This is a genomic window from Thalassotalea sp. SU-HH00458, from assembly GCF_040362795.1.
GTDB lineage: Bacteria > Pseudomonadota > Gammaproteobacteria > Enterobacterales > Alteromonadaceae > Thalassotalea_H > Thalassotalea_H castellviae.
The window spans coordinates 1-22,111 of the sequence record NZ_BAABWW010000013.1 but is presented as its reverse complement, the minus strand read 5'-3'; the positions used below and the strand labels follow the sequence as shown (position 1 = coordinate 22,111).

At 36.0% G+C, this 22,111-nt stretch carries 17 protein-coding genes; 13 read left to right on the top strand and 4 right to left on the bottom strand.

The window, feature by feature from the left end:
- Positions 1–56: 56 nt before the first annotated feature.
- Genes recC through ABXH06_RS16665 form a run of 6 tightly spaced genes read left to right on the top strand, consistent with a single transcriptional unit; the run spans position 57 to position 10,445 of the window.
- Entirely contained in the window at positions 57–3,548 is a 3,492-nt protein-coding gene (gene recC / locus ABXH06_RS16690) for an exodeoxyribonuclease V subunit gamma (protein ID WP_353518937.1), read from the top strand.
- A complete protein-coding gene (recB, locus tag ABXH06_RS16685; protein WP_353518936.1) occupies positions 3,548–7,171 on the top strand; it encodes an exodeoxyribonuclease V subunit beta in 3,624 nt (1,207 codons plus the stop codon). The genes recC and recB overlap by 1 nt, the downstream gene beginning before the upstream one ends.
- Positions 7,158–9,146, top strand: coding sequence for an exodeoxyribonuclease V subunit alpha (gene recD / locus ABXH06_RS16680; protein WP_353518935.1), 1,989 nt, complete (start codon positions 7,158–7,160; stop codon positions 9,144–9,146). The genes recB and recD overlap by 14 nt, the downstream gene beginning before the upstream one ends.
- A gap of 18 nt (positions 9,147–9,164) precedes the next feature.
- The gene (locus tag ABXH06_RS16675; RefSeq protein WP_311584870.1) at positions 9,165–9,710 is read left to right on the top strand and encodes a DUF3087 family protein; all 546 of its coding nucleotides are present in this window, start codon (positions 9,165–9,167) and stop codon (positions 9,708–9,710) included.
- Between the two features lie 35 nt (positions 9,711–9,745).
- On the top strand, positions 9,746–10,132 hold the full coding sequence (locus tag ABXH06_RS16670) for a VOC family protein (RefSeq protein WP_311584873.1): 387 nt from the start codon (positions 9,746–9,748) through the stop codon (positions 10,130–10,132).
- A gap of 52 nt (positions 10,133–10,184) precedes the next feature.
- Complete coding sequence (locus ABXH06_RS16665; RefSeq protein ID WP_353518934.1) at positions 10,185–10,445, top strand: DUF5062 family protein; 261 nt, start codon at positions 10,185–10,187, stop codon at positions 10,443–10,445.
- A 90-nt stretch (positions 10,446–10,535) separates the two neighbouring features.
- On the opposite strand, the gene ABXH06_RS16660 is transcribed toward ABXH06_RS16665, so the two are convergent.
- The gene (locus ABXH06_RS16660) at positions 10,536–11,345 is read right to left on the bottom strand and encodes a crotonase/enoyl-CoA hydratase family protein (RefSeq protein WP_353518933.1); all 810 of its coding nucleotides are present in this window, start codon (positions 11,343–11,345) and stop codon (positions 10,536–10,538) included.
- A gap of 186 nt (positions 11,346–11,531) precedes the next feature.
- On the opposite strand from ABXH06_RS16660, the gene ABXH06_RS16655 reads away from it, so the two are divergent.
- From ABXH06_RS16655 to ABXH06_RS16630, 6 genes are all read left to right on the top strand, one after another.
- Positions 11,532–12,578, top strand: a complete 1,047-nt coding sequence (locus tag ABXH06_RS16655; protein WP_353518932.1) for an isoaspartyl peptidase/L-asparaginase family protein — start codon at positions 11,532–11,534, stop codon at positions 12,576–12,578.
- The gene (locus ABXH06_RS16650) at positions 12,571–13,053 is read left to right on the top strand and encodes a CreA family protein (RefSeq protein WP_353518931.1); all 483 of its coding nucleotides are present in this window, start codon (positions 12,571–12,573) and stop codon (positions 13,051–13,053) included. Before ABXH06_RS16655 ends, ABXH06_RS16650 begins: the two co-directional genes overlap by 8 nt.
- A 17-nt stretch (positions 13,054–13,070) precedes the next feature.
- A complete protein-coding gene (locus ABXH06_RS16645) occupies positions 13,071–13,856 on the top strand; it encodes a hypothetical protein (protein ID WP_353518930.1) in 786 nt (261 codons plus the stop codon).
- Positions 13,857–14,000: 144 nt separating this feature from the next.
- Positions 14,001–14,402 (top strand): CBS domain-containing protein, encoded by a 402-nt coding sequence (locus tag ABXH06_RS16640; protein ID WP_311584892.1) that lies wholly within the window; start codon positions 14,001–14,003, stop codon positions 14,400–14,402.
- 103 nt (positions 14,403–14,505) lie between these two features.
- Entirely contained in the window at positions 14,506–18,480 is a 3,975-nt protein-coding gene (gene hrpA / locus ABXH06_RS16635) for an ATP-dependent RNA helicase HrpA (protein ID WP_353518929.1), read from the top strand.
- A gap of 102 nt (positions 18,481–18,582) precedes the next feature.
- Positions 18,583–18,882, top strand: a complete 300-nt coding sequence (locus ABXH06_RS16630; RefSeq protein WP_311584895.1) for a PilZ domain-containing protein — start codon at positions 18,583–18,585, stop codon at positions 18,880–18,882.
- A gap of 65 nt (positions 18,883–18,947) precedes the next feature.
- Here ABXH06_RS16630 and ABXH06_RS16625 read toward each other — a convergent pair whose 3' ends face one another.
- A complete protein-coding gene (locus tag ABXH06_RS16625) occupies positions 18,948–20,138 on the bottom strand; it encodes a class I SAM-dependent methyltransferase (RefSeq protein WP_311584898.1) in 1,191 nt (396 codons plus the stop codon).
- A gap of 111 nt (positions 20,139–20,249) precedes the next feature.
- Here ABXH06_RS16625 and ABXH06_RS16620 point away from each other — a divergent pair, with 111 nt between their 5' ends.
- Positions 20,250–20,519 carry an acylphosphatase gene (locus ABXH06_RS16620; RefSeq protein ID WP_311584914.1) on the top strand — a complete coding sequence of 90 codons (270 nt, stop codon included), beginning with the start codon at positions 20,250–20,252 and terminating at the stop codon, positions 20,517–20,519.
- Between the two features lie 11 nt (positions 20,520–20,530).
- On the opposite strand, the gene ABXH06_RS16615 is transcribed toward ABXH06_RS16620, so the two are convergent.
- Both ABXH06_RS16615 and ABXH06_RS16610 read right to left on the bottom strand, forming a co-directional pair.
- On the bottom strand, positions 20,531–20,740 hold the full coding sequence (locus ABXH06_RS16615) for a DUF1653 domain-containing protein (protein WP_311584901.1): 210 nt from the start codon (positions 20,738–20,740) through the stop codon (positions 20,531–20,533).
- A gap of 31 nt (positions 20,741–20,771) precedes the next feature.
- Entirely contained in the window at positions 20,772–21,758 is a 987-nt protein-coding gene (locus ABXH06_RS16610; protein ID WP_353518928.1) for a phospholipase A, read from the bottom strand.
- Positions 21,759–22,111 lie beyond the last annotated feature (353 nt).

Below are 22,111 nucleotides of genomic sequence, written 5' to 3'. Positions count from 1 at the left end.
CTGTGCCTCAATATGATTAAATTCATTTAATACTTATTTGATAATTAGGTTGTCTGTTGATCTACCTTTATCCCGCCAATAAAATGGAAAATTTATTAGCGCTTGTTGAAAAAATTCAACAAATTTCTCCTTTACCTGTTTTCTCCAAAGAAGTCTTTATTGTCCAAAATGCGGGCATGCAACACTGGCTGAATATGTCTTTAGCTAATAAACGAGGGATCAGCTTTAATATTGATTACGCGTTACCAGCGCAATTCTTGTGGGGATTGGTGAGAGCCCTTGTCGATAAAGGCGATGGGGTTGAACAGTCACCATTTTCTCGAGAAGCTATGTCATGGCGTATCTATGTACTTTTAGGCGAAAATATTGTACTTGAAGATGAAGAATTTTCAGCCGTAACGGGTTATTGGTTAAAGCATGATCAAGCTTCGTCACATCATTTAAATAAAAATTTTACTAAGCAAGAAAATTTAAAGCGTTATCAATTAGCCTGTCAACTCGCCGATTTATTTGAGCAATACCTTGTGTTTCGACCTGATTGGATTGATGCTTGGCAAGCAGGTAAATTTTCTCAATCAGTTTTGGCCGAATTAAATGAATCTTGCTTTAAAGATAATTTTCACACATTAGAAAAATGGCAAGCTAAATTATGGCAATTTTTGGTCGCAGAGCAAGATTACAACCCACTTAACTTACTAGAAAAAGCTCAAGATAACTTAGCAAATCATGCTCATTTAATTCCAAAGCGTATTTGTTTATTTGGCATTAACGCCATGGCTCCTATGTGGTTATCTTTTATTAATGCTTTAAGCGATGTGACAGAGGTTCATTTTTTTCATTTGAATCCTTGTGTCGATTATTGGGGGGATATTTTAAGTGAAAAGCAAGCCATAAAAAATAGTGAGCGATGGACCGCTGACCATCAATTAAATAATGACTCAGTTGGTAATCCATTATTAGCGAACCTAGGTCAACAAGGCCGTGAATTTCTTGTGCTATTACAACAATATTCTACAGTAAATATTGATGCGTTTGAAAAAACAGCTCAACAACGAAATTCAACACCACCATCGGTACTTGCCCATATTCAAGACGATATTTTAACACTTTTTGATAGACGGTCATCTCCTACTCATTTACAAGATGATTCTATAGTCATCACCAGTGCCCATAGTGCCTTACGTGAAGTGCAAGGGTTACATGATTGGTTATTACATCAATTTAATGAGGACGATGAGTTAACCCCAAAAGACGTATTAGTTATGTGTCCGCAAGTAGAAACATACGCGCCATATGTCAATGCCGTGTTTGCTAGGGGATGGCAAGAATTAGACAATGATATTCCACCATTGCCATGTTCTATTTCAGATCGAACGGCAAAAGATTCTGAGCCACTGGTAGCTGCCTTTTCAGAGCTGTTAACGTTACCTGACAGTCGTTTTCAAGTAAGTCAAATACTTGCTTGGTTAAGACTACCGGCTATGCAAACTAAGTTTGGTATACAAGTTGAAGAAATTGAAAAATATAGTTTATGGATTGAACATGCTTGTATCCATTGGGGATTAAACGTTGCACATAAGCAGAGTATTTTAGGTGTTGAATCTATCGGGGAGCAATTTACTTGGCAATATGGTTTACGGCGTTTATTAACTGGTTTTGCTTTTTCAGATCAAGACACCATCTATGAAAATCAATTGGTTTTAGCAGACGTTGAAGGAAGTGATGCAATAGCATTGGGTAAATTAATGCTCATTATTGAACAATTACAATACTTTACACATACGTTAAATACTCCTAGAACCCCACAAGATTGGCATCAATTTTTACTCACTTTCATTGAACAGATTTTTGAAACCAACCAAGACGATAACTTTAATACTATTTTTTCCGCAATTGAATTATTTGTTGAATATTGTCAACACGCTAATTTTGATCAAAAAATTGAATTAACGATTTTACGAGAATTTTTAGATGCTCATTTTAGCCAACCAGAGCCAGGCCGACAGTTTATGGTTGGGCAGGTGACGTTCTGCTCAATGTTACCCATGAGAAGTATCCCTTTTAAAGTTGTAGCTATTTTAGGGCTAAATGATGGTGAATACCCTCGTCAAAGACCACCATTGGGCTTTGACCTTATGTCACTCTCTTCAAGCCGAGTTGGTGACCGTTCCCGACGGGGCGATGATCGTTATTTATTTCTTGAAGCTATTATATCGGCAAGACAAGCGTTATATCTTAGTTATCAAGGTCGTAGCATTAAAAATAACAACCCGAAACAACCTTCGCTCGTGCTAAAAGAATTAATGGATTATCTTGAACATGCTTTCGGCTGGTCATTATTAACCGATAATACAGACAATCTCCGTCAATTAGCCATGCAGCCTTATAGTGAAAAAAACTATCTCGGTAAATACGCAGGATTTGATGAAAAGTGGTTAACGTTATCACCCCTGCGACAGTTAAATAAGCAAGCGACATCAGATAGTTTGCTGATAAAAGATGTGTCTGATAAAGAAGACAGTTTGGCTGTTAATGGATTGAACCTAACGGTTAGCGTTCATGAGCTTACACGGTTTTTTATTCATCCTTCTCGATTTTTTGCTCAAAGTAAGTTATCGCTTTATCTCGATAACCAAACAGAAACACTGCAAGATACAGAGCCTTTTGATAGTGATCATTTATCCCGATACCTGTTTAAAGAGAAAATATTAAATGGTTTAATCAGTCCTACGACTGAAGATTCCCACTTACAAGACATAGCGTTAAGTGAAGATGGGCAAACTAGCATCAACTTTTTAGAAAATATTAAGCAGGAGGCGAGTTTATCGGGTAAGTTTCCACAATTACCACATCAAGATGTTCAGCTAGAAAAGTTAATTGGTGATAGCATTTATTTTGTTGATTATGTTAAAGCGCATTGTTTAGCTGATATCACCACAATGAATCTTACTTTGACTCTACCTATTCTTGTTAATAATGAACAGGGCACTCAAGAAAAGATTGTTGAGATTGAGACAAAAATACAGATATGTGACGATAAACTTGTGCAGTTTCGTAGTAGTTCACCAAAAATTAAAGACTTTTTAGGTTTATATTTTAATTTATTGATTGTTGAGGTGTGGCTGGAAAATAATGATATTGACCAAGCGCTTGATGAAGAAACACAGGTATTAAACCGTATACTCAGAAATATAAAATCTAGTCATGGTTTTTATTTTAAAAGCAACGATAAAAAAACTCTCCAATATTATTACCCGGTAATTGATAACCCTCGACAACAACTCAGTCAATTATTATTGATTTTTATTCAAGGTCAGTCACAAGCCCTGTTACTAAATAGTGATATAGCGCATATCTTTTATAAAACAAACGATTTTAACCAGCAACAATTTGAACAATTTTGGAATGACGATTACAACAAACAAGCATTTGGTCAAGACCCATATATTGAATTTTTCTGGCCCCAATGCCCAGATTTTTCTGAAATCCAAGCACAATTAATGATGGTATATGACGTAATAATAAATCAATTGCAGCAGGTGAAATAATGAGCACATTAACGAAAGTACCTGAGACAAAAAATCTCGTCGCCCATGAAATTCCTTTAACTGGCATCCACTTAATTGAAGCAAGTGCGGGTACTGGCAAAACTCATAATATCACGCGAATATATTTGCGATTGCTCCTTGAAAAAAAATTGACCGTCAAGCAAATTCTCGTTATGACTTTTTCAAAAGACGCAACTGAAGAGCTTCGTGGTCGTATTGACCAATTAATTCGTTCTACTTTACAACATTGGCAATCACTCTGTTTAAAAGAAGAGTTCTTTATAAACATTGCTGAAAAAGTTTCTTTTCAAGAAGCAACACACATATTAAAAGAAGCGTTATTGTTTTTAGATGAAGCATCAATTTTTACCATTCATGGATTTTGTAAACGGGTATTGACCGAGCATGCATTTGCGAGCCAAATTTCATTTAATGCCACCATGGAAGTGGAACAACAAACCGTTGTACTTCAAGCGGTACAAGACTGGTATCGTCAGTTAGGCAGTGAAGATGAAACAGCTTTTAATCAAGTCATTGCTTTTTGGCCCGTTCCAGAAAGTTTGGTTCGTCACTTTTCAAAAGCCATCAATAAAAACTGTGAACTTGAGCTAATTGATAGTGAATGGTTAATAGATGAATTTTCTTTAAAAGTTAAAGATGCTTTAACTGATTTGCAAACACACAAAGCATATCTTTTTCAATATCTTGTTGATGATAAAAAACCAGAAGTTCAAACTATACGTACTGATGAATATCACCAGTTAATCACCTGGTTAGAAAATGTGATAGCCGATCATCAAAACATTGAACAGGCCATGCCTGTGGCTTTCTTTGACGGTCGTCGATTTTCTCGTTCAAAAGTAAAAGCGCAACTTGTTGAAATATTTTCTCGCGTTAACCTTGTAAAGGAACAAAGTAAAACGCTGTTAGATGATATCGCTAGATTAAAAGCATTATCTATTGTACGAGAAGGTATTTATCGTATTAGGCAGTCGGTCAAAGAGCAGAAACAACATCTTAATGTGCTCAGTTTTGATGATTTGATCACTTCATTAGCACAAAGGTTGAAACAGAGTAGTCACATTAACAATGAACTCGCAGATACTTTACTAAAACAATATCCATTTGCCCTTGTCGATGAATTTCAAGATACCGATCCTGAACAATTGTCTATTTTAAAATCATTATATTATCACCGACAAACTGACAATTTGACCAGTGGATTAATGATGATCGGGGATCCAAAACAAGCAATTTATGGATTTAGAGGGGGCGATGTATTTGCTTATATGTCAGCACGACAAGATTGTGATTATCAATGGATTATGGATACCAATTGGCGATCAAGTTGTCAAATGATCACGGGTTACAATCGATTATTTTATGGCGATGAGTTATCGACTAAAGGTCAAGACGTTTTTGGTTTTAATATTCCTTATCATCCGGTAAAGCCTTCTCCTAGGGCTTTAAAACAAGCAAAAGCAAATGAAGCCAATTTCACTATCTCTGACTCTAATGCAAATGCAGCCTTGCAACTAGTACATTTTGAAAAGCCTGATCAAAAACGTCCAACAACACAGGTGTTTAGAGCTGAAATGGCAAAATGGTGCGCGAATGAAATTATTCATTTATTAACTGATGAAAAACAATCAGTTGTAGCAAAAGATATCGCCTTATTAGTGCGTGATGCAGCTGAAGCAAAAGATATTAAATTGGCATTATTTAATGCGGGTTTACCGTCAGTTTATTTAAGTAATCGGACTAATTTATTTCATAGCGTACAAACAAAACAGCTATTACAAATTTTAAAGGGGGTGTTATTTTTAGAGAATGAACGTTACTTTGCGGCGGCTTTGACTTGTCCATTATTACCCTTTAGCCCTTACGAATTTTATCAATTACAACAAGATGATCTTGCTTGGCAAGAGATGAAAGTGACTTTTAGTCAATTACGTGAAGAATGGCTCAAGAAGAGCTTTATCACTATGGCATTAAAAATGATGCACGATTTGATGGATTTTTCTGGTGAAGATAGTGAACGTAGCATAACGAATTTATTACATCTTTTTGAGATAATTCAAAGTGCCAGCCAACGGCATAAACAACCACAAGAATTACTGTATTGGTTTGAACAACAAAGTATTGCAGAATTTCCAGAAGGTGAGAGTGAATTACGATTAGAAAGTGAAGAGAACCTCATTCGTATCATGACTCAACATAGTTCTAAAGGGTTAGAATACCCTATAGTGTTTATTCCATTTGCAACTCGACACAACAACCCATTAACCTTTGGGAAACAAGCGGTACAATTGATTGAATCCCATGACGAAAATGGCAACTTATCTGTCAGTTTGTCTGGCTCTGCCCAAGCTAAAAAATCGATGGCAGATGAAGCTTATGCAGAAAGCATTCGTTTATTATACGTGGCGATCACTCGCGCAGAGAAACGTTGTTATGTATTGTCTACACCATTTGAAAATAGTCATCTTTCGCCATTAGGTTTATGTTGTAAATGGCAAAAAGAAACCAATATTCCACAAGCATTAAAAACATTATCACAAGAGCCTTCGCAAAGTATTGGTTTGACTTTGGTCGATACTGATATTGAAACTTTGGTTTATCAAGCAAAACAAAGTTCTGATACATTAGGTCAAGTCAGTCAGTTCAAAGGACGAATCGAACGAAATTGGTGGTTAAGTTCATTTACCGGGTTAAGTCGTAACATCCGAGATATAGGAGTTTCACTCCCCGACAGAGACAATGATGGTTTAACAACTGATCAGCCGTTAGAGAGCTCACCTTATCAAGATTTACTTAGATTTACTTTAGCTAAAGGCGCTCAAACGGGTAATTTATTGCATGATATCTTTGAACATTTATCTTTTTCACACCCTGATTGGTCTAAAAGTATCAAATGGCCAATGGTTAAATATGGCGATTTACCATCCGGTTTTTCCACAGACGATCTGACTTTTTGGTTACAACAAACCTTACATTCGCCGTTAAGTGAAAGTTTAACTTTATCTGATATTTCTAATGATCATTGTTTAAAAGAGGTTGAGTTTTATTTTCCATTAAAACAATCATCAACAAGACAATTAGCGCAAATTTTAAAGAATCATCGCCAAACTTCACCGTATGGTGTCTTAGAAAACACCTTGATAAATTTGCCAAACTTTACTCAGCTAAAAGGCATGATGCATGGTTTTATCGATTTGATTTTTGAGCACCAAGGCAAATATTATCTAGGTGATTACAAATCAAATTACTTAGGGGATAACTACCTAGATTATCAAAGTGAAGCTCTACAAAATGATATTGTCAAACATCATTATGATTTACAGTATTTAATCTATTCGCTCGCCTTACATCGTTATTTACGTGTCACCCTGACAGATTACCAGCCGAAACGTGATTTTGGTGGTGTTTATTATTTGTATTTACGAGGCATGACTAATGAAGAACAACATAAAAACTGCGGAGTTTATTACCGTCAAATCTCAGCGCAGGAATTAGAAAGTTTAGATAACTTATTTGCCGGCGTTCAATCAACGCATGAGCCATTAGTCAATAAACGTGATTTGTCTTTAGAAAAAAACGAGCAACTCCATGAAAATGAATAATCCTGAGACAACAGTGTACCTTCCTTATTGCCGCTTTATCGATTTACAAAAGCAAATTTATGATGTTGAAGCCATAGATTACTTTTTAGCCAAACAATTTACCGAACTCCTGATCAGCCGATTGGTTAAAACTCAGACTACTGTAGAGAATAAAACGGACAAGCAGTGTTGTGATGTGTTATTTCACTTATTGCTCGCTTTAAGTGTTAGCCTTAGACAAGGGCACAGTTGCTTGCCTATAAATAAAATAGCACAGCAACGTTTAGGTTATCATTGTGATAATACAGGTGTCGTGAGTCATCAAGGTTTCCAGTTTCCTGAGCTTGCTTACCTTAATGAACTCCTGGTAGGTTTAAACATAGGTGAACAACAAGAACAAGGTATAGTTTTTCATCATAACAACCTTTACTTACGCCGTTATTTTCTTTTTGAACAACAAATTATTGCCTTTTTAGCTCAGCATCAATCATTATCTGATCAAGAGCATTTACCACAATCAACCGATATAATCGCGTGTTTAGATTTACTTTTTCCGGATGAAAATAACGAGCCAGCCAATCAGATAGATTGGCAAAAAGTTGCCGTCGCGAATGCCTTAAATAAATCATTTTCAATCATTGCAGGTGGCCCTGGTACAGGTAAAACCTATACGGTAACAAAATTATTAGCGGCGATAATACTTTTAAAAACACCGCAATCGCTCAATATATCGCTGGTCGCGCCAACGGGAAAAGCGGCACAACGATTAAGTGAATCTATTAATCAAGCAAAAGCTGGCTTCAGCGCTTTATTACCCGAACATGTTTTAGCGAGTATTCCAACGGAAACAAAAACTATCCACCGTTTATTAGGTGTAATTCCCAACAGCCCAAATTTTAGACATCACCAAGACAATCTATTAAATATAGATGTGCTATTAATCGATGAAGTTTCTATGGTCGATTTGCCACTAATGGCGAGAATTTTTAGAGCACTGCCCAAACACTGTCAGGTTATTTTATTAGGTGATGCTCAACAGTTACCATCGGTTGCTGCTGGTAGCGTTTTATCCGATCTAACACCAAATAAACAGGCGCAATTTAGTGCAAGTAATCGCCAATACTTAGAAAAAGTTACCGGCATTGCAAATTTACCGGTAAGTAAAAGGTATCCAGCTGATCATTTAACCTATTTAACACATAGTCGACGTTTTGATGGTAAAGGTGGTATCGGCGTGTTAGCTCAATTAGTAATCTCTGGTGATAGTGAACAAAGTTGGCAATTGTTACAAGCAGCGAAAAAAGGCAGTCAATCTCAGCTTATGTTTGTTGATGAATGTAATTTTTCGACATTAAAAGATAACTGGTTTAATGACATGGTAGAGCAATACTACCGCCCCTTAAGCCAAGCCACATCAATTGAACAAGCATTTCATCTTTTATCAACATTTCGTTTTTTAGCCGCCACGCGTCAAGGTGATACGGGTGTTGAAACGATAAACTTGTTGATTGAGTCAACATTATTTCCGTCATTATTTTCATTTTCGTCTGTGAGTCGTAGCAATACGAGACATTACGTTAAACCCCAAAATACCCTTTATCATGCTAAACCCATTATGATCAATGAAAATGATTATAGCTTGGGTTTGTACAATGGCGATATTGGCATGATATGGAAAAACGAAAAAGGCCACTTGATGGCTTATTTTGAACAACAAAATGGCCAATATAAACAAATATTACCTAGTCGTTTACCTCAATTTGAGACGGTTTATGCCATGACAATTCACAAAACTCAAGGCAGCGAATTTGAACATGTTGCTTTATTATTACCCACTAATACAGATAATCAATTATTAACCCGCGAACTTTTATATACTGGCATTACACGAGCGAAAGCTAAAATCACCATACAGAGTAATAAAGCTGTTTGGTATCAAGGTGTTGAAAGTCAAGTTTCTCGTTATTCCGGTATTCAACTTCACGTAAATAATTAACGGTAAATTAGTATAAAAATGAAATTAGAATCGATAGATAAAAACACGTACAGACAACGACTTAATCGAATTATTATTGGCTTTATCGTTACCTTAACAATATTGTCCGTTGCTTATGGCGCTGCCTTAATAATAATTTTTACGGAAATCTTGTCACAACCTGAAATGAATGAAGGTATGACTAATGCTACCAGTAATTTTAAATACAATTTAGCCGGTGTTATTTTAGCCTTATTAAGTTGTGCGGCCTTGCTTAATTTTTTAAAAACCACCACATTTTTCAAAGAAATTTATTATGTGTGGCAATTAAAGCAAATCCACAACTTAATTTATCGTAAACTTAAAAAAATTAAAGCCGCGGCTTTTGACAAAAATGATGAAAAAGCTATGGTTATTTTATATTTCTATTACACCAGTTTACTTCAAGTGTATGTACTTGATGATAATACTCTGACACTATCATCAGTAAAACTTGAACAACAAAAATTAAATGAGTTACTGTTAGAAAAAGACAAATCAATAAATGTAGCGGAGTTTGATAAACAACTAATTGCTATGTTTTAACGCTAATGAACAATAAATAAACTGAGGGAACTATCATGATAGGTTACGTGACATTAGGTACAAATGACCTGAAAAGAGCTGTCGACTTTTATGATCAACTTTTTGCCACCATTGGTGCAGGACGTTTTATGGAAACCGATCAATTTGTTGCTTGGACCACGGCTCCCGATCAACCGGGAATTTCAGTAACTTTACCTTTTGATGGCCAACCTGCCACCGTTGGGAACGGTAATATGGTTGCTATTGCCATGGATTCACCTGAAAAAGTTGATGCTTTTTATAAAAAAGCAATTGAACTTGGTGCTACCTGTGAAGGTGAACCAGGACCAAGGGGGGAGATGACTGGCTTTTATGCGGGGTATTTTCGTGATTTAGATGGTAATAAACTTAACGCGTTCCATTTTGTTATGCCTAGTCAATGATCATCAAACGACATTAAAAAGCGTTAAAATATAAATATTATCAAGGAATTTTATGAAGAAATTGAAAAATGAAGCGGCCTTATTAAAAAAAGCCATTGAGATAGGCGAAAAGTATGCCATCAACCGTGGTTATAAAGGCTTCTCAGCGACAAATGCCGCTAAAGATAAAGTAGAAAGTCTATATCGTTTATTAGTCAATGATAAAATGGTTCATCCACTGCCCACTGACAATGAAGATCTGCAAAACATGAAGCATAAGCTTGCGATTTGGATCTCAAAACAATTACCTGAAGGTCATGAGTTACTTAAATAACTGTTGTTAAGTTTTCACATAAAACATGACTTAATGTTAAGGCATGTTTTAGCCGTGATCGCATATTTTCGTTGCGTTTAAGTTATAGTGTTACCACTTCATTCTTGCTTTAAAGGGTTTTTGCTTGGTTTTATCGTGTGTCTGGTTATAAGATTTTATTTTATAGTTTTTGCCAAAAAGTACTTTAATTTGATATAAGGTTTCCCGAGCAAGCGCCGATCTAGCAGAACCCCACCAACTCTTGTTATAGAGTTTTTTACAAGCTGACACGGAATCTGGTGAAAATTGAGAAATATCGTTAGCGAGTTTAGTCGCGGCTTGTAGCGGATCAGGAGACACTTTTGTTAATAATCCTAAATTTAATGCTTCTTCACCAGAAATAATTTTAGCCGTCATAGCTAATTCTTTGGCGATATCTAATCGTACTAACTCCCTTAATGCTAATGTGCCTCCCATATCAGGTATTAATCCCCATTTTGCTTCCATAATTGACATAGAAGCATCAGGGGTGGCAATGCGAAAATCACCACCAAAAGCAATTTGCATTCCTGCTCCCCAACATCGCCCATGTAAAGCAAAAATGACTGGTACGGCTAATTTACGCCAGCCGGTCGATACTTTCTGTGCGCTATTCGAACTTCCAGGTAACCACTTCAATAATAATCTTATCGCTTTCTGCGGTGATTTAAATAAAGATTTCACGTCAATGCCAGAACAAAAGTCTTCTCCTTTACCTGAAACAATTACGGCTCTGATACTTGTGTCTTTATCGATACGTTTAATGACATGATTTAATTCATTAAACGTCGTCATATCAATAGCGTTGTGTTTTTCAGGGCGCGATAAAGTAACAAAAGCAATGTTATTGTTAACTTGAAAATCAATATTTATATAATTCATTTTGACTCTTTAATTGTCGTTGCAATAATTCATAACTGGTTTGACCAGAGTGTTCACTGTATCAAATATTATTCAACAGTCTAGGTTTTAATCAACAAATGTTAAAAGAAGAAATAGAGTTACTCTTGCATTGCGTTGACATTTCTTGCACATTGTATTGATGCGAAATAATCCAGAATTAAAATTATGATAAAAACAAAAATCAACAAAATAGTACTAGTCAGTCTGTCTTTTATTTTCTCATCACAAGTTAGTTTATTACACGCTGAAGAAGCGCCTTTTGCTATCGCAATACACGGGGGAGCTGGGGCAATACAGCAAAGTAAAATGACCCCTTCGTTACGCAAAGCCTATGAATCTAAATTAAACGAAGCGGTTTCAGCAGGATACCAATTATTAGCCCAAGGAAAATCAAGCCAACAAGCTATCATCGCGGCCATTCAAATTATGGAAGCTTCACCTCTTTTTAACGCTGGAAAAGGAGCGGTCTATACGTTTGATGGCAAGCATGAGTTAGACGCCTCAATTATGAATGGTAAAACACTTAATGCTGGTGCCGTATCAGGGGTGACAACGGTTAAAAGTCCGATTGCGTTAGCGGAAAAAATCATGGAAGAATCTGTTCATGTCATGCTAAGTGGCGAAGGTGCAGAGCAGTTTGCAAAAAATAAAGGCTTACCGCTAGTGGATAATAGTTATTTTAATACTGAGCATCGTTATAAAGCGTTATTAAAAGCAAAGAAAAAATTAATCGAAAAAGAACAAGAGTTAAAAGACTTCCAAGCTGCACATCAATCATTACCTATACAATATAAGGTTGGCACTGTTGGTGCTGTGGCACTTGATAAAGCAGGGAACCTTACAGCAGGAACCTCAACAGGTGGTATGACGGCAAAACGATTTGGCAGAATTGGTGATGCTCCAATCATTGGCGCTGGAACTTATGCAAATAATGACAGTTGTGCTGTTTCTGCTACGGGTCATGGTGAATATTTTATTCGATATCATGTTGCGGCTGATATCTGCGCTCGTGTTCAGTACCAAAAGATCCCACTAGCTAAAGCGGCTGATATTGTCGTTAATCAAGTGTTAGTTGAAGCAGGTGGCTCAGGTGGGGTAATTGCTATCGACGCAAAAGGAAACATTACTATGCCGTTCAATAGTGAGGGTATGTACCGTGCGAGTATGTCTTCTATTGGCCCATCATTTGTTGGAATATTTCATCATGAATAAATTTTTAATCTCTTCAGTGCTATTGCTATTATCTGGCTGCTCAGACAATGTCGGCGATGTTAGTTTAGGTTGGTTTACTACAAAAGATGTAAAAATTGAAGCCGTTAAAGATCCTAAACTCAATGGCGTGACCTGTCATATCAGTCATATTGAAGGTAATTTAGATTTGGCTGACCCGTCTGATATGAGTATAGCTTGTCGGCAAACTGGAGCAATTACCGGTCAAGAAATTAGCTCAATCGATAAATCAAAAAATGGTGAGATCGTTTTTAAAGAGTCTAAAAGTATCCTTTTCAAAAGTTTAAAAATTAGGCGGATTTATGATGTTGAAAATCAAACGTTAATTTATTTATCGTATTCAACAAAAGAATCAAGCGGTAGTCACCACCATTCTTTATCTACGGTTCCGTTATATCAAACAGCCGCTTGGCAAGAACTACAGCTTGCCAATAAATCAACGCCGGTTAAAAATTAATATCGTCAATTACTTTTATGTTTAAACACTTATTTTCAGCTAAGCCAGTTATCGACGACAATTCACGCCTTTGGATTTTCGATACTTTTGAATGGGCGATTAAATATTTTAATCGCGAAGTTTTTCTCACAGAAACTGAATTAGTTTTACCGACGAATGCTTTTTATCCTGGACGCGTTGGCAGCGTTGAAGAAATGGCTCATCAGGTTTTTACTTATACGGTGCAATACGCAGGCATGCAAAATTGGCCATTAACGCTAGTAGCACCACAACACCTTCATTCAATTGATTTTCCCCGTTTAAACATTGAACACGGTTTACGTGGCAAGTTATCAGTAATTGAATTAGCTGAAAATTCAGATCAAACCATTAAATTTACTTTTAATCCAAGTCAAATCAATCAACCCCAAGATTTAATCGCTTCCTACGTTCAACAATTAGCGACCATATTAGTCATGCAGCAAAAAATTCTACCTCCGGGTGGCAAAGACTTTTTGCCTCAAGCGATTGATATATTATCTTGTGTGATGGGCTTTGGTGTTATTTTTACCAATACTGCCTATCAGTTCAAAGGTGGCTGTGGTTCTTGTTATAACCCTAGAGCAAACAGACAGGCGGCTTTATCTGAGCAAGACACTGTGTATGCGTTAGCACTTTTTTGTTTACTTAAATCGAAAAAAGCACATGAAGTTAAACCCCATTTAAAAAGCCATTTAAGAAAACCTTTTACTAAAGCTTATCAAGAAATTAGTTCATATCAGGTTAAAAATAATCATTCCTTATTCCTCGAAGTAAAACCCTAAAGTGATAAGAAAATTTACAGGCAGACTAATAAATATTAATAATGAAAAATTATTTTGATAGATACATGATTTATTTAATAAATGCGTCTAAAGTATTTATATAAACCTTTGAATAATTTTTACAAAAAAATAAGGAATACAGCGATGCTTACATCAGTCAACCTTCGCGATTACATGTTAACTAATCCCGCAAAAGTAAATGAAAATGTTCATTTATCCGAAGCGATGAAGTCCATCATTGATAATAAAGTATCAGGCTTATGTATTGTTGACGATGCCGGTAATTTTGTCGGCATTTTATCTGAAATGGATTGCTTAAATGCTATTTTAAATGCCACTTATAATAATATTGGCGTCGGCAAGGTGAGTGAATATATGATCAAAGACAATATCTTAACGGCCAGTCCCAATGACGATATAGTGGATATAGCACAAGACATGTTATTGAAAAAACATCGTCGTCGTCCGGTTATTGAAGAAGGGAAATTAGTTGGTCAGGTAACTTGTCGTCAATTACTCGCCGCCGTTAATAAATTTATTTCCTAAGATAATCAGTCATCCTTTATTAAGGCAATGTCATCATTTAATTATTGGTATTAAACACCAGAATTGATAAAATACGCTTTTATATGTTTTTCTTGAGTTTATTTTGTCTTCTGAAGTTTCCCCTGATACTTGCCTTACACTTGATGCACTTTTTGCATTATTAAATAAAACGCGACTTGCCGATAAGTCGCGTTTTAAAAAGCGTCTTCATCAATTAAAAAAATTTAAAACGTCTAATCCTAAACAGCAAGACAATAAACAACGTCAAATTCACCAGCTTGCTGAGCAAATTAATCAATCAATCTTACATAAAGAAAAGAAACTTCAGCAAACCCTACATATACATTACCCCGAGACATTACCTGTCTCTCAAAATGTCGAAAAAATATCGCAATTAATTCAAGACAACCAAGTTGTTATTATTGCAGGGGAAACTGGCTCAGGAAAAACGACACAAATACCTAAAATATGTTTGGCATTAGGCAGAGGGGTAGATGGCTTAATAGGTCATACACAACCCCGACGAATAGCTGCGCGTACTGTCGCGACGAGGTTGGCTGAAGAACTCAATAGCACAGTAGGGGATATAGTCGGTTATAAAGTTCGTTTTACCGATCAAGTCAGTGATAAGAGTTATATCAAATTGATGACCGACGGTATATTGCTTGCAGAGATGCAAAATGACCGTTTATTAAGGCAATACGATACTTTAATTATTGATGAAGCACATGAACGCAGTTTAAACATCGATTTTATTTTAGGGTATTTAAAACAAATACTGCCGAAACGTCCTGATCTTAAAGTTATTATCACGTCAGCGACTATAGATCCTGAACGTTTTGCTAAACACTTTGCCATGAATGAGCAAAAACAAGCACCAATTATCGAAGTGTCTGGCAGAACCTTTCCGGTTGAAATGTTATATCGACCACTAAATGAAATGACAGAAAATGACCAAAGCGAGCACGATGAAGGTGTCGATGTCATTACCGGTATCTTACATGCTGTTGAAGAACTTTCTACTTATGGACAAGGTGACATATTAGTTTTTTTAAATGGTGAACGAGAGATCCGTGATACGGCTTTTGCACTTGAAAAAGCCAATTTACGTCATACACACATTTTACCGCTATTTTCTCGTTTAACCGTTCAAGAACAAAACCGTATTTTTCAACCTCATTCCGGTCGAAATATCGTGTTAGCCACCAATGTTGCCGAAACTAGTTTAACGGTACCAGGGATAAAGTATGTAATTGATCCTGGAACGGCTCGAATTTCCCGTTATAGTTATCGAACTAAAGTACAACGGCTTCCCATTGAAGCGATATCACAAGCGAGCGCAAATCAACGTGCAGGGCGATGTGGTCGAGTTTCAGAAGGGGTTTGTATACGTTTATATTCACAAGATGATTATTTAAGCAGACCTGAATTTACCGATCCTGAAATTTTACGCACAAATTTAGCCACCGTCATTTTACAAATGTTAGCGCTAGATTTAGGTGACATTACTAACTTTCCTTTTGTTCAGCCACCAGATAGTCGCAATATAAACGATGGTGTTCGATTACTCGAAGAACTCAATGCGGTAGATAAATTACCATCACATCAAAACAATAGACTTACAAAAAGCGGACGATTATTAGCCAAATTTCCCGTAGATCCGCGTTTAGCGAAAATGATTTTAACCGCGATAGAATTGGGCTGTATCGAACAAATTTTTATCATTGTCGCGGCGTTAAGCATTCAAGACCCACGAGAGCGTCCATTTGAAAAACAGCAAGCATCTGATGAAAAACACAGCCGTTTTAAAGACAAACAGTCTGATTTTATAAGTTTCTTAAATCTATGGAGCTATGTTACCGAAAACCAAAAAGCATTAACAAATAACCAATTTAGAAAATTATGCCAAAAAGAATATCTTTCTTATGTTCGTATACGCGAATGGCAAGATATCTATAGTCAATTAAAGCTCGCGCTTAAAGATATTAATATGACTATGTCATCAGTGACGTTAGAGGAAGACAATAGCCAAGGGCAAGATATTATTCATCAAGCGATTTTAAGTGGTCTATTAAGTCATATTGGTCAACAAGATGAAAATAGAGAATTTAAAGGTGCAAGAGGTTCAAAGTTTTTTATCTTCCCTGGATCTGCCGTTGCTAAAAAGCCCCCTAAATGGTTGATGGCAGCTGAGCTGGTTGAAACAAGTCGATTATTTGGCCGCATGGTAGCCAAGATAGATCCATTATGGATCGAGCCAATGGCAAGCCATTTATTAAAACGAAATTATAGCGAACCTCATTGGGAGAAAAAGCAAGGCTCCGTCATGGGTTTTGAACAAGTTTCTTTGTATGGCATGGTTATTGTCTCGAAAAGAAAAGTACAATTTAATACCGTTGAACCAGAAACTTGCCGTGATATTTTCATCCGTGAAGCACTTGTTAATGGTGATGCAAATATTAGGGAATCATTTTACCAACGCAACCTGGATCTAGTAAAAGAAGTTGAAAAGTTAGAACAAAAAGCGCGCCGTAAAGATTTTCTGATCGATGAAGAACAACTTTATCGTTTTTATAGCGATAAATTACCCGAAGATATTATTTGCCAGCGAAGCTTTTTAGCTTGGTGGAAAAAAACGAAACTCACGCAACCTAAGCTCCTTAATTTCACCCGTGAGTTTTTATTAAACGAAGAAAGTGAAAAAATTACCAAAGCTGAATATCCTGATGTATGGCAACAAGGAAACTTAACCTTTGCCCTTAGTTATCACTTTACTCCCGGAGACATCGACGATGGTGTGAGTGTTAATATCCCTTTAGGTATTTTGAATCAAGTACAAGATCAAGGGTTTGATTGGCAAATTCCTGCCTTACGCTATGAATTAATTATTGCTTTGATCAAAGGGTTGCCAAAAGCCTTAAGACGTAATTTTGTCCCTGCACCAAACTATGCTGAGGCTTGTCTTGCCGCCATAGTGCCAGATAATAGTACATTACAACAAGCGGTTGCTAAACAATTACTTAGAATGACAGGTGTTCGGTTAGATGATGAAAGTTGGCAAGGTTTAACTCTGCCGCTTCATTTACAAATGAACTTTAAGATCCTTAATGAAAAAGGAAAGGTTGTTGAACAAGGCCGCAATTTAACTGAGTTACAGGAAAAATTACAAGGCAAGGTTAAAGCATCGATAAAAAAAGTAGCAGATAAAGGCATTGAACGTTCTGATATAAAACATTGGGACTTTGAAAACTTACCCAATCATTATCAAAAGAAAGTCAGTAATTTAACCATTAAAGCTTACCCTGCATTGGTAGATCATAAACAAACTGTTGCGATAGAATTATTTGAACATGAATTATTAGCCGAACAAGCGATGCTGTCGGGGGTAGCTCGACTAATTCTGTTAAATATACCTTCACCAATAAAATATTTACAACAGAAACTCCCTAATAAAGCAAAATTGGGGCTGTATTTTAATCCCTTTGGCTCTATTCACGATTTGTTAAATGATTGTATTTTAGCGTCATGCCAATTCTTGGTCGGACAAGAAAAAACGCCGCCTAGGGATGAACGACATTTCAAAGCTTGCTTAGATCATGTCAGGGCTGAAATTGCTGATACCGTCTTAAGTTTAGCGATAAAAGTAGAAAACGTTTTACAGTTGTCACATGGGATCAATAAAAAGTTAAAAGGTAATGTCCCTTTAAACGTTATTCAATCACACGGCGATGTGAAACAACATTTAACCAAACTTGTATATAAAGGATTTATCACTGAATCTGGTTATCAACGAATGGAAGATATTGAGCGCTATTTAAAAGCTATACAACGTCGCTTAGAAAAACTACCGATTGATCCCAACCAAGATCGTTTAAAAATGCTAGAAGTACAAAAAATAGAAAGCGAATATCAACAAACCAAAGCAAAAGTAAAACATGATCTCGTGATGCTGGCTGAAGTTGAACAAGTTTATTGGATGATTGAAGAGTTAAAAGTGTCTTTATTTGCTCAAAATTTAAAAACCCCTTATCCAATTTCAGTTAAACGGATTAAAAATCATTTAAAAAATTATAGTTAAATTAATGTAAGCATCACCATATTTTTAACGAGCTGATATTTGACATGCTTAAACGCAATGCGTATAAAAGAGGCAAGTTAACGATAAGCCAATGGAGTAGTTATGGTCAATTATGATGATAAACGTGATTTTTATCGTATGATGTTAAACAGCGATGTATCAGTAACTATTATCGATGATGAAGCAAATAGTACTATATTTGCCACATGTCGAGATTTAAGTGCAACGGGCATGGCGATTGAAATGTCTCACCCGTTAGAATTAAATACAAATGTTCGAGTGAATATTGAATCTTCAAGTGCCACAGTGCAACCATTAGATGTACAAGGTAAAGTAGTTAGGGTTACGGAAGAAAGTACAGATACTTACCTTATTGGTATAAATATCGCAGAAATTGATTAAAGCACTCAATTAACTTTTGAAATGTTCATCCATTTTCTTCCATAACACCTTGCGTTTTAGCGATGCTATTCAACTTGGCAAACTAAGCCTTTTAAATAATATCCTTCAGGGTAATTTGAAGAAACAGGATGATCTCCCGCTTGGTGTAACCTTTCAACAATATAAGCATTACGTTTCGCATCTAATGCAGCATCTGCCACAATTTTTTGAAATAAGTTACTTTCCATCAAGCCTGAGCATGAAAAAGTTAATAATATCCCATTAGGCTTTAACAGCTGCATTGCCAACATATTAATATCTTTGTAACCACGACATGCCCCGGTTAACTGCGCTTTCGACTCAACGAATTTTGGCGGGTCTAAAATTATCATATCGAAAGTTCGTTTTTCTGTTCGAAAACGTCTAAGTAATTTAAAGACATCTTCTTTAATGAACGAAACATTCCTATCGGTTAAATTATTTAATTGAAGGTTATGCTCTGCAGTATCTAATGCTGGCTGGGAAACATCTACATTGATCACTTCTTTAGCACCATTTGCTGCACAATGCAGTGAAAAAGTACCTGTATAAGAAAAACAATTTAATACGCTTTTATCTTTGGCATATCGGCCCGCTGCAACTCGTGAATCCCTTTGATCTAAATAAAATCCGGTTTTGTGGCCAGTCGCAATATCAACATGAATATTAATGCCATGCTCTTGAATCACTGTCGTGGTAGTATCTTGAGGCTCAGTTAACCAACCAGTAACAGGTTCTAAACCTTCTTTTTTACGAACATCTACATCAGATCGTTCATAAATATGGCAAGACGGGTAGAGTTCTTTTAGACAATCAACAAGTGTATAACGATGAAAGTCAGCACCAGCGCTGAGTAATTGACAAACAATAAATTCATTGTATTTATCTATCGTGATCCCAGGTAAACCATCTGATTCACCCGCAATAAGGCGATAACCGGTTAATTGTCCTTGGTTGATGAACCATTCGCGTCGTTGTTGAGCATTTAATATTTTCTTACGAAAAAATTCACGATCAATTTCCTCATTTTCATCAAAACTCCAAACACGTATTCTTATTTGTGATTCTGGAGAGTAGGCCCCTTTAGCTAACCAGTTTCCCTTGTTATCTAGTATGTCTACGCTATCACCAAGCATAGGATTACCTTTAATTTTATTGACAGCTTTAGAGAAAACCCATGGATGTTTTCTTAATAAAGATTTCTCTCGTGAAACTTTTAAATAAATTCTTGCTGACATTTGCCTATACTTAATATTACAAGGTTAATTTGCGCCGAGTTTAGTCAATGCTTTGCGCAGACGCAATCATCTAATGGATTTATTTATCATAAAAATAAGAGAGAAGAAGTGATGAATGTAAGTTATTTAGCTCATATCAGTGGGAAAGTGCAGGGTGTTTATTTTAGAGCATCCAGTCAACAAATGGCGATAGAATGCAATATCAGTGGGTATGCACGTAATTTAGCTGATGGGGACGTTGAAGTATTACTATGTGGTGAAGAGAAAAATGTCGATAAAATGCTGCAATGGTTAAACCATGGGCCAAAGTCTGCAAAAGTATCTCAGGTTAAAAGTAAACAAGTTCCATGGCAGGACCATAATCATTTTTCTATTGGCTAAATAGTAAAGAGTTAATCTTCAACAAAGGTAAAACGTTTGAACGTTTTACCTTCTCTTTCAATGATTTCATCAAACATTGAAAGTGGTCTGATCCAAATTTCTCTGTCACCATATTCAGGTTGATAAACAACGTGTTCTTCTTCGGTTTCACTGTGTTTAGCTACGTGCAGAACTTGATAAAAGTTACCTTTAAAATGTTGATATCTACCTAATTTTAACATCTGTTCTCTCAAATATAATTATGAAAATAGTTTATAAAAGGTTGGTTAGGGCTATCCCTAAACCAAATCGTTGTTGACTATGATTATAATCAATTAAACTTTCACCATATCCTGCTGTATATTGGGCATAGCCTCTTAACTTACCCCATAATGGAAAGGTAAAACTTAACTCCATGCCACCTTTATGGTGAGCAAAATTATGGCGTCCTTCAAACGATAAAACATACTTTGACCACTTATGGGCAATCCCTAATTCAAAGTGCCCCATATATTCACTGATATCGGGGTTATCATCACCGTCTGAAGCTAACACAGTTTCTTTTTCTTTTTCTTTTAGCCTGATCCAAGGTTTAAAAGATAGGGCGAAATTGTCTTTCTCTAATAAAAAATTTACATACACACGATTCCAACTTCGTGATAATGGTTGAGAGCGGCCATTAGATTGATGCTCAGCGCCGATTGAAAAACCTGTATTACTGCCTAAAGGATGCCAATTTAACGGTGCAACATAGAACATTTCAGGTTGATAATTGGTTTCTCTAAAAGGTTTAGAGATATTGTTTGAGTATAATTGCCACCACGATTGTAGGGTGAAACCAAAGTGCAAACTATCACCTTCAATAAAAATATCATTTTTATTGAGTGGCACTTTAATACTGAGTTGAAATTTTGCCTCAAAATCTTCTAGATTATCTTCCCAATTATCAAAATTATCGTAAGCATACGCTTTTTTATTGATCTTATTCGACATAGAAAACGGCAATATATAGTTCATTTTATGTGGTGTGATCACATAGGGGTCGAACGCAGCGATCCTTTCTGAAATCAATCGATTAGAAATAGCGCCTGGTTTAATTTTTCTTTCTTTTAACCGATCACATTTTTCTTTTATTTGTGTCGTTGTTAGTTCTTCTTCTGCATTTTTTATTGCCTCTAATAAACAGGCATCTCGTAAGTTTTGAGCGTACACATCATTGTTTATTACAAAAAAGAAACAAACAGATATCAATAAAGTCATTGATATATCTATTTTTAAAGGATTCATTTAAATAAAGTTAATTAGCAGAGAATTAATAAGGCAAGGATATAACTTGCTGGAGTGGCGATCAATGTTTACTTAGTAAAGCGACTATTTTTACGGGTTATTACTATTAAAAATTTAACGCTTAAAAAAGTGTTGGTTTTGGCAGCCACTTTCTATGAAGAGAGTGAACTGACGACGTTATGTCATAAATTAATAATGAATATTTAAATGAATTTAAACATTGGTAAGAATTGGTTTCGGGAGCCACTTTCTATGAAGAGAGCGAACTGACGACCTAAGGTCGTAAATTAAAAATGAATATTTGAATGAATTTTTAACATTAGTAA

Excerpts from the sequence above, each read along its gene's own strand:
- ABXH06_RS16625 (WP_311584898.1), bottom strand. The coding sequence starts at position 20,138 with ATGTCAGCAAGAATTTATTTAAAAGTTTCACGAGAGAAATCTTTATTA.
- ABXH06_RS16655 (WP_353518932.1), top strand. The coding sequence starts at position 11,532 with ATGATAAAAACAAAAATCAACAAAATAGTACTAGTCAGTCTGTCTTTT.
- ABXH06_RS16645 (WP_353518930.1), top strand. The coding sequence starts at position 13,071 with ATGTTTAAACACTTATTTTCAGCTAAGCCAGTTATCGACGACAATTCA.
- ABXH06_RS16615 (WP_311584901.1), bottom strand. The coding sequence starts at position 20,740 with ATGTTAAAATTAGGTAGATATCAACATTTTAAAGGTAACTTTTATCAA.
- ABXH06_RS16610 (WP_353518928.1), bottom strand. The coding sequence starts at position 21,758 with ATGACTTTATTGATATCTGTTTGTTTCTTTTTTGTAATAAACAATGAT.
- ABXH06_RS16620 (WP_311584914.1), top strand. The coding sequence starts at position 20,250 with ATGAATGTAAGTTATTTAGCTCATATCAGTGGGAAAGTGCAGGGTGTT.
- ABXH06_RS16670 (WP_311584873.1), top strand. The coding sequence starts at position 9,746 with ATGATAGGTTACGTGACATTAGGTACAAATGACCTGAAAAGAGCTGTC.
- ABXH06_RS16640 (WP_311584892.1), top strand. The coding sequence starts at position 14,001 with ATGCTTACATCAGTCAACCTTCGCGATTACATGTTAACTAATCCCGCA.
- ABXH06_RS16660 (WP_353518933.1), bottom strand. The coding sequence starts at position 11,345 with ATGAATTATATAAATATTGATTTTCAAGTTAACAATAACATTGCTTTT.
- recD (WP_353518935.1), top strand. The coding sequence starts at position 7,158 with ATGAAAATGAATAATCCTGAGACAACAGTGTACCTTCCTTATTGCCGC.
- ABXH06_RS16675 (WP_311584870.1), top strand. The coding sequence starts at position 9,165 with ATGAAATTAGAATCGATAGATAAAAACACGTACAGACAACGACTTAAT.
- ABXH06_RS16630 (WP_311584895.1), top strand. The coding sequence starts at position 18,583 with ATGGTCAATTATGATGATAAACGTGATTTTTATCGTATGATGTTAAAC.
- recB (WP_353518936.1), top strand. The coding sequence starts at position 3,548 with ATGAGCACATTAACGAAAGTACCTGAGACAAAAAATCTCGTCGCCCAT.
- ABXH06_RS16665 (WP_353518934.1), top strand. The coding sequence starts at position 10,185 with ATGAAGAAATTGAAAAATGAAGCGGCCTTATTAAAAAAAGCCATTGAG.
- ABXH06_RS16650 (WP_353518931.1), top strand. The coding sequence starts at position 12,571 with ATGAATAAATTTTTAATCTCTTCAGTGCTATTGCTATTATCTGGCTGC.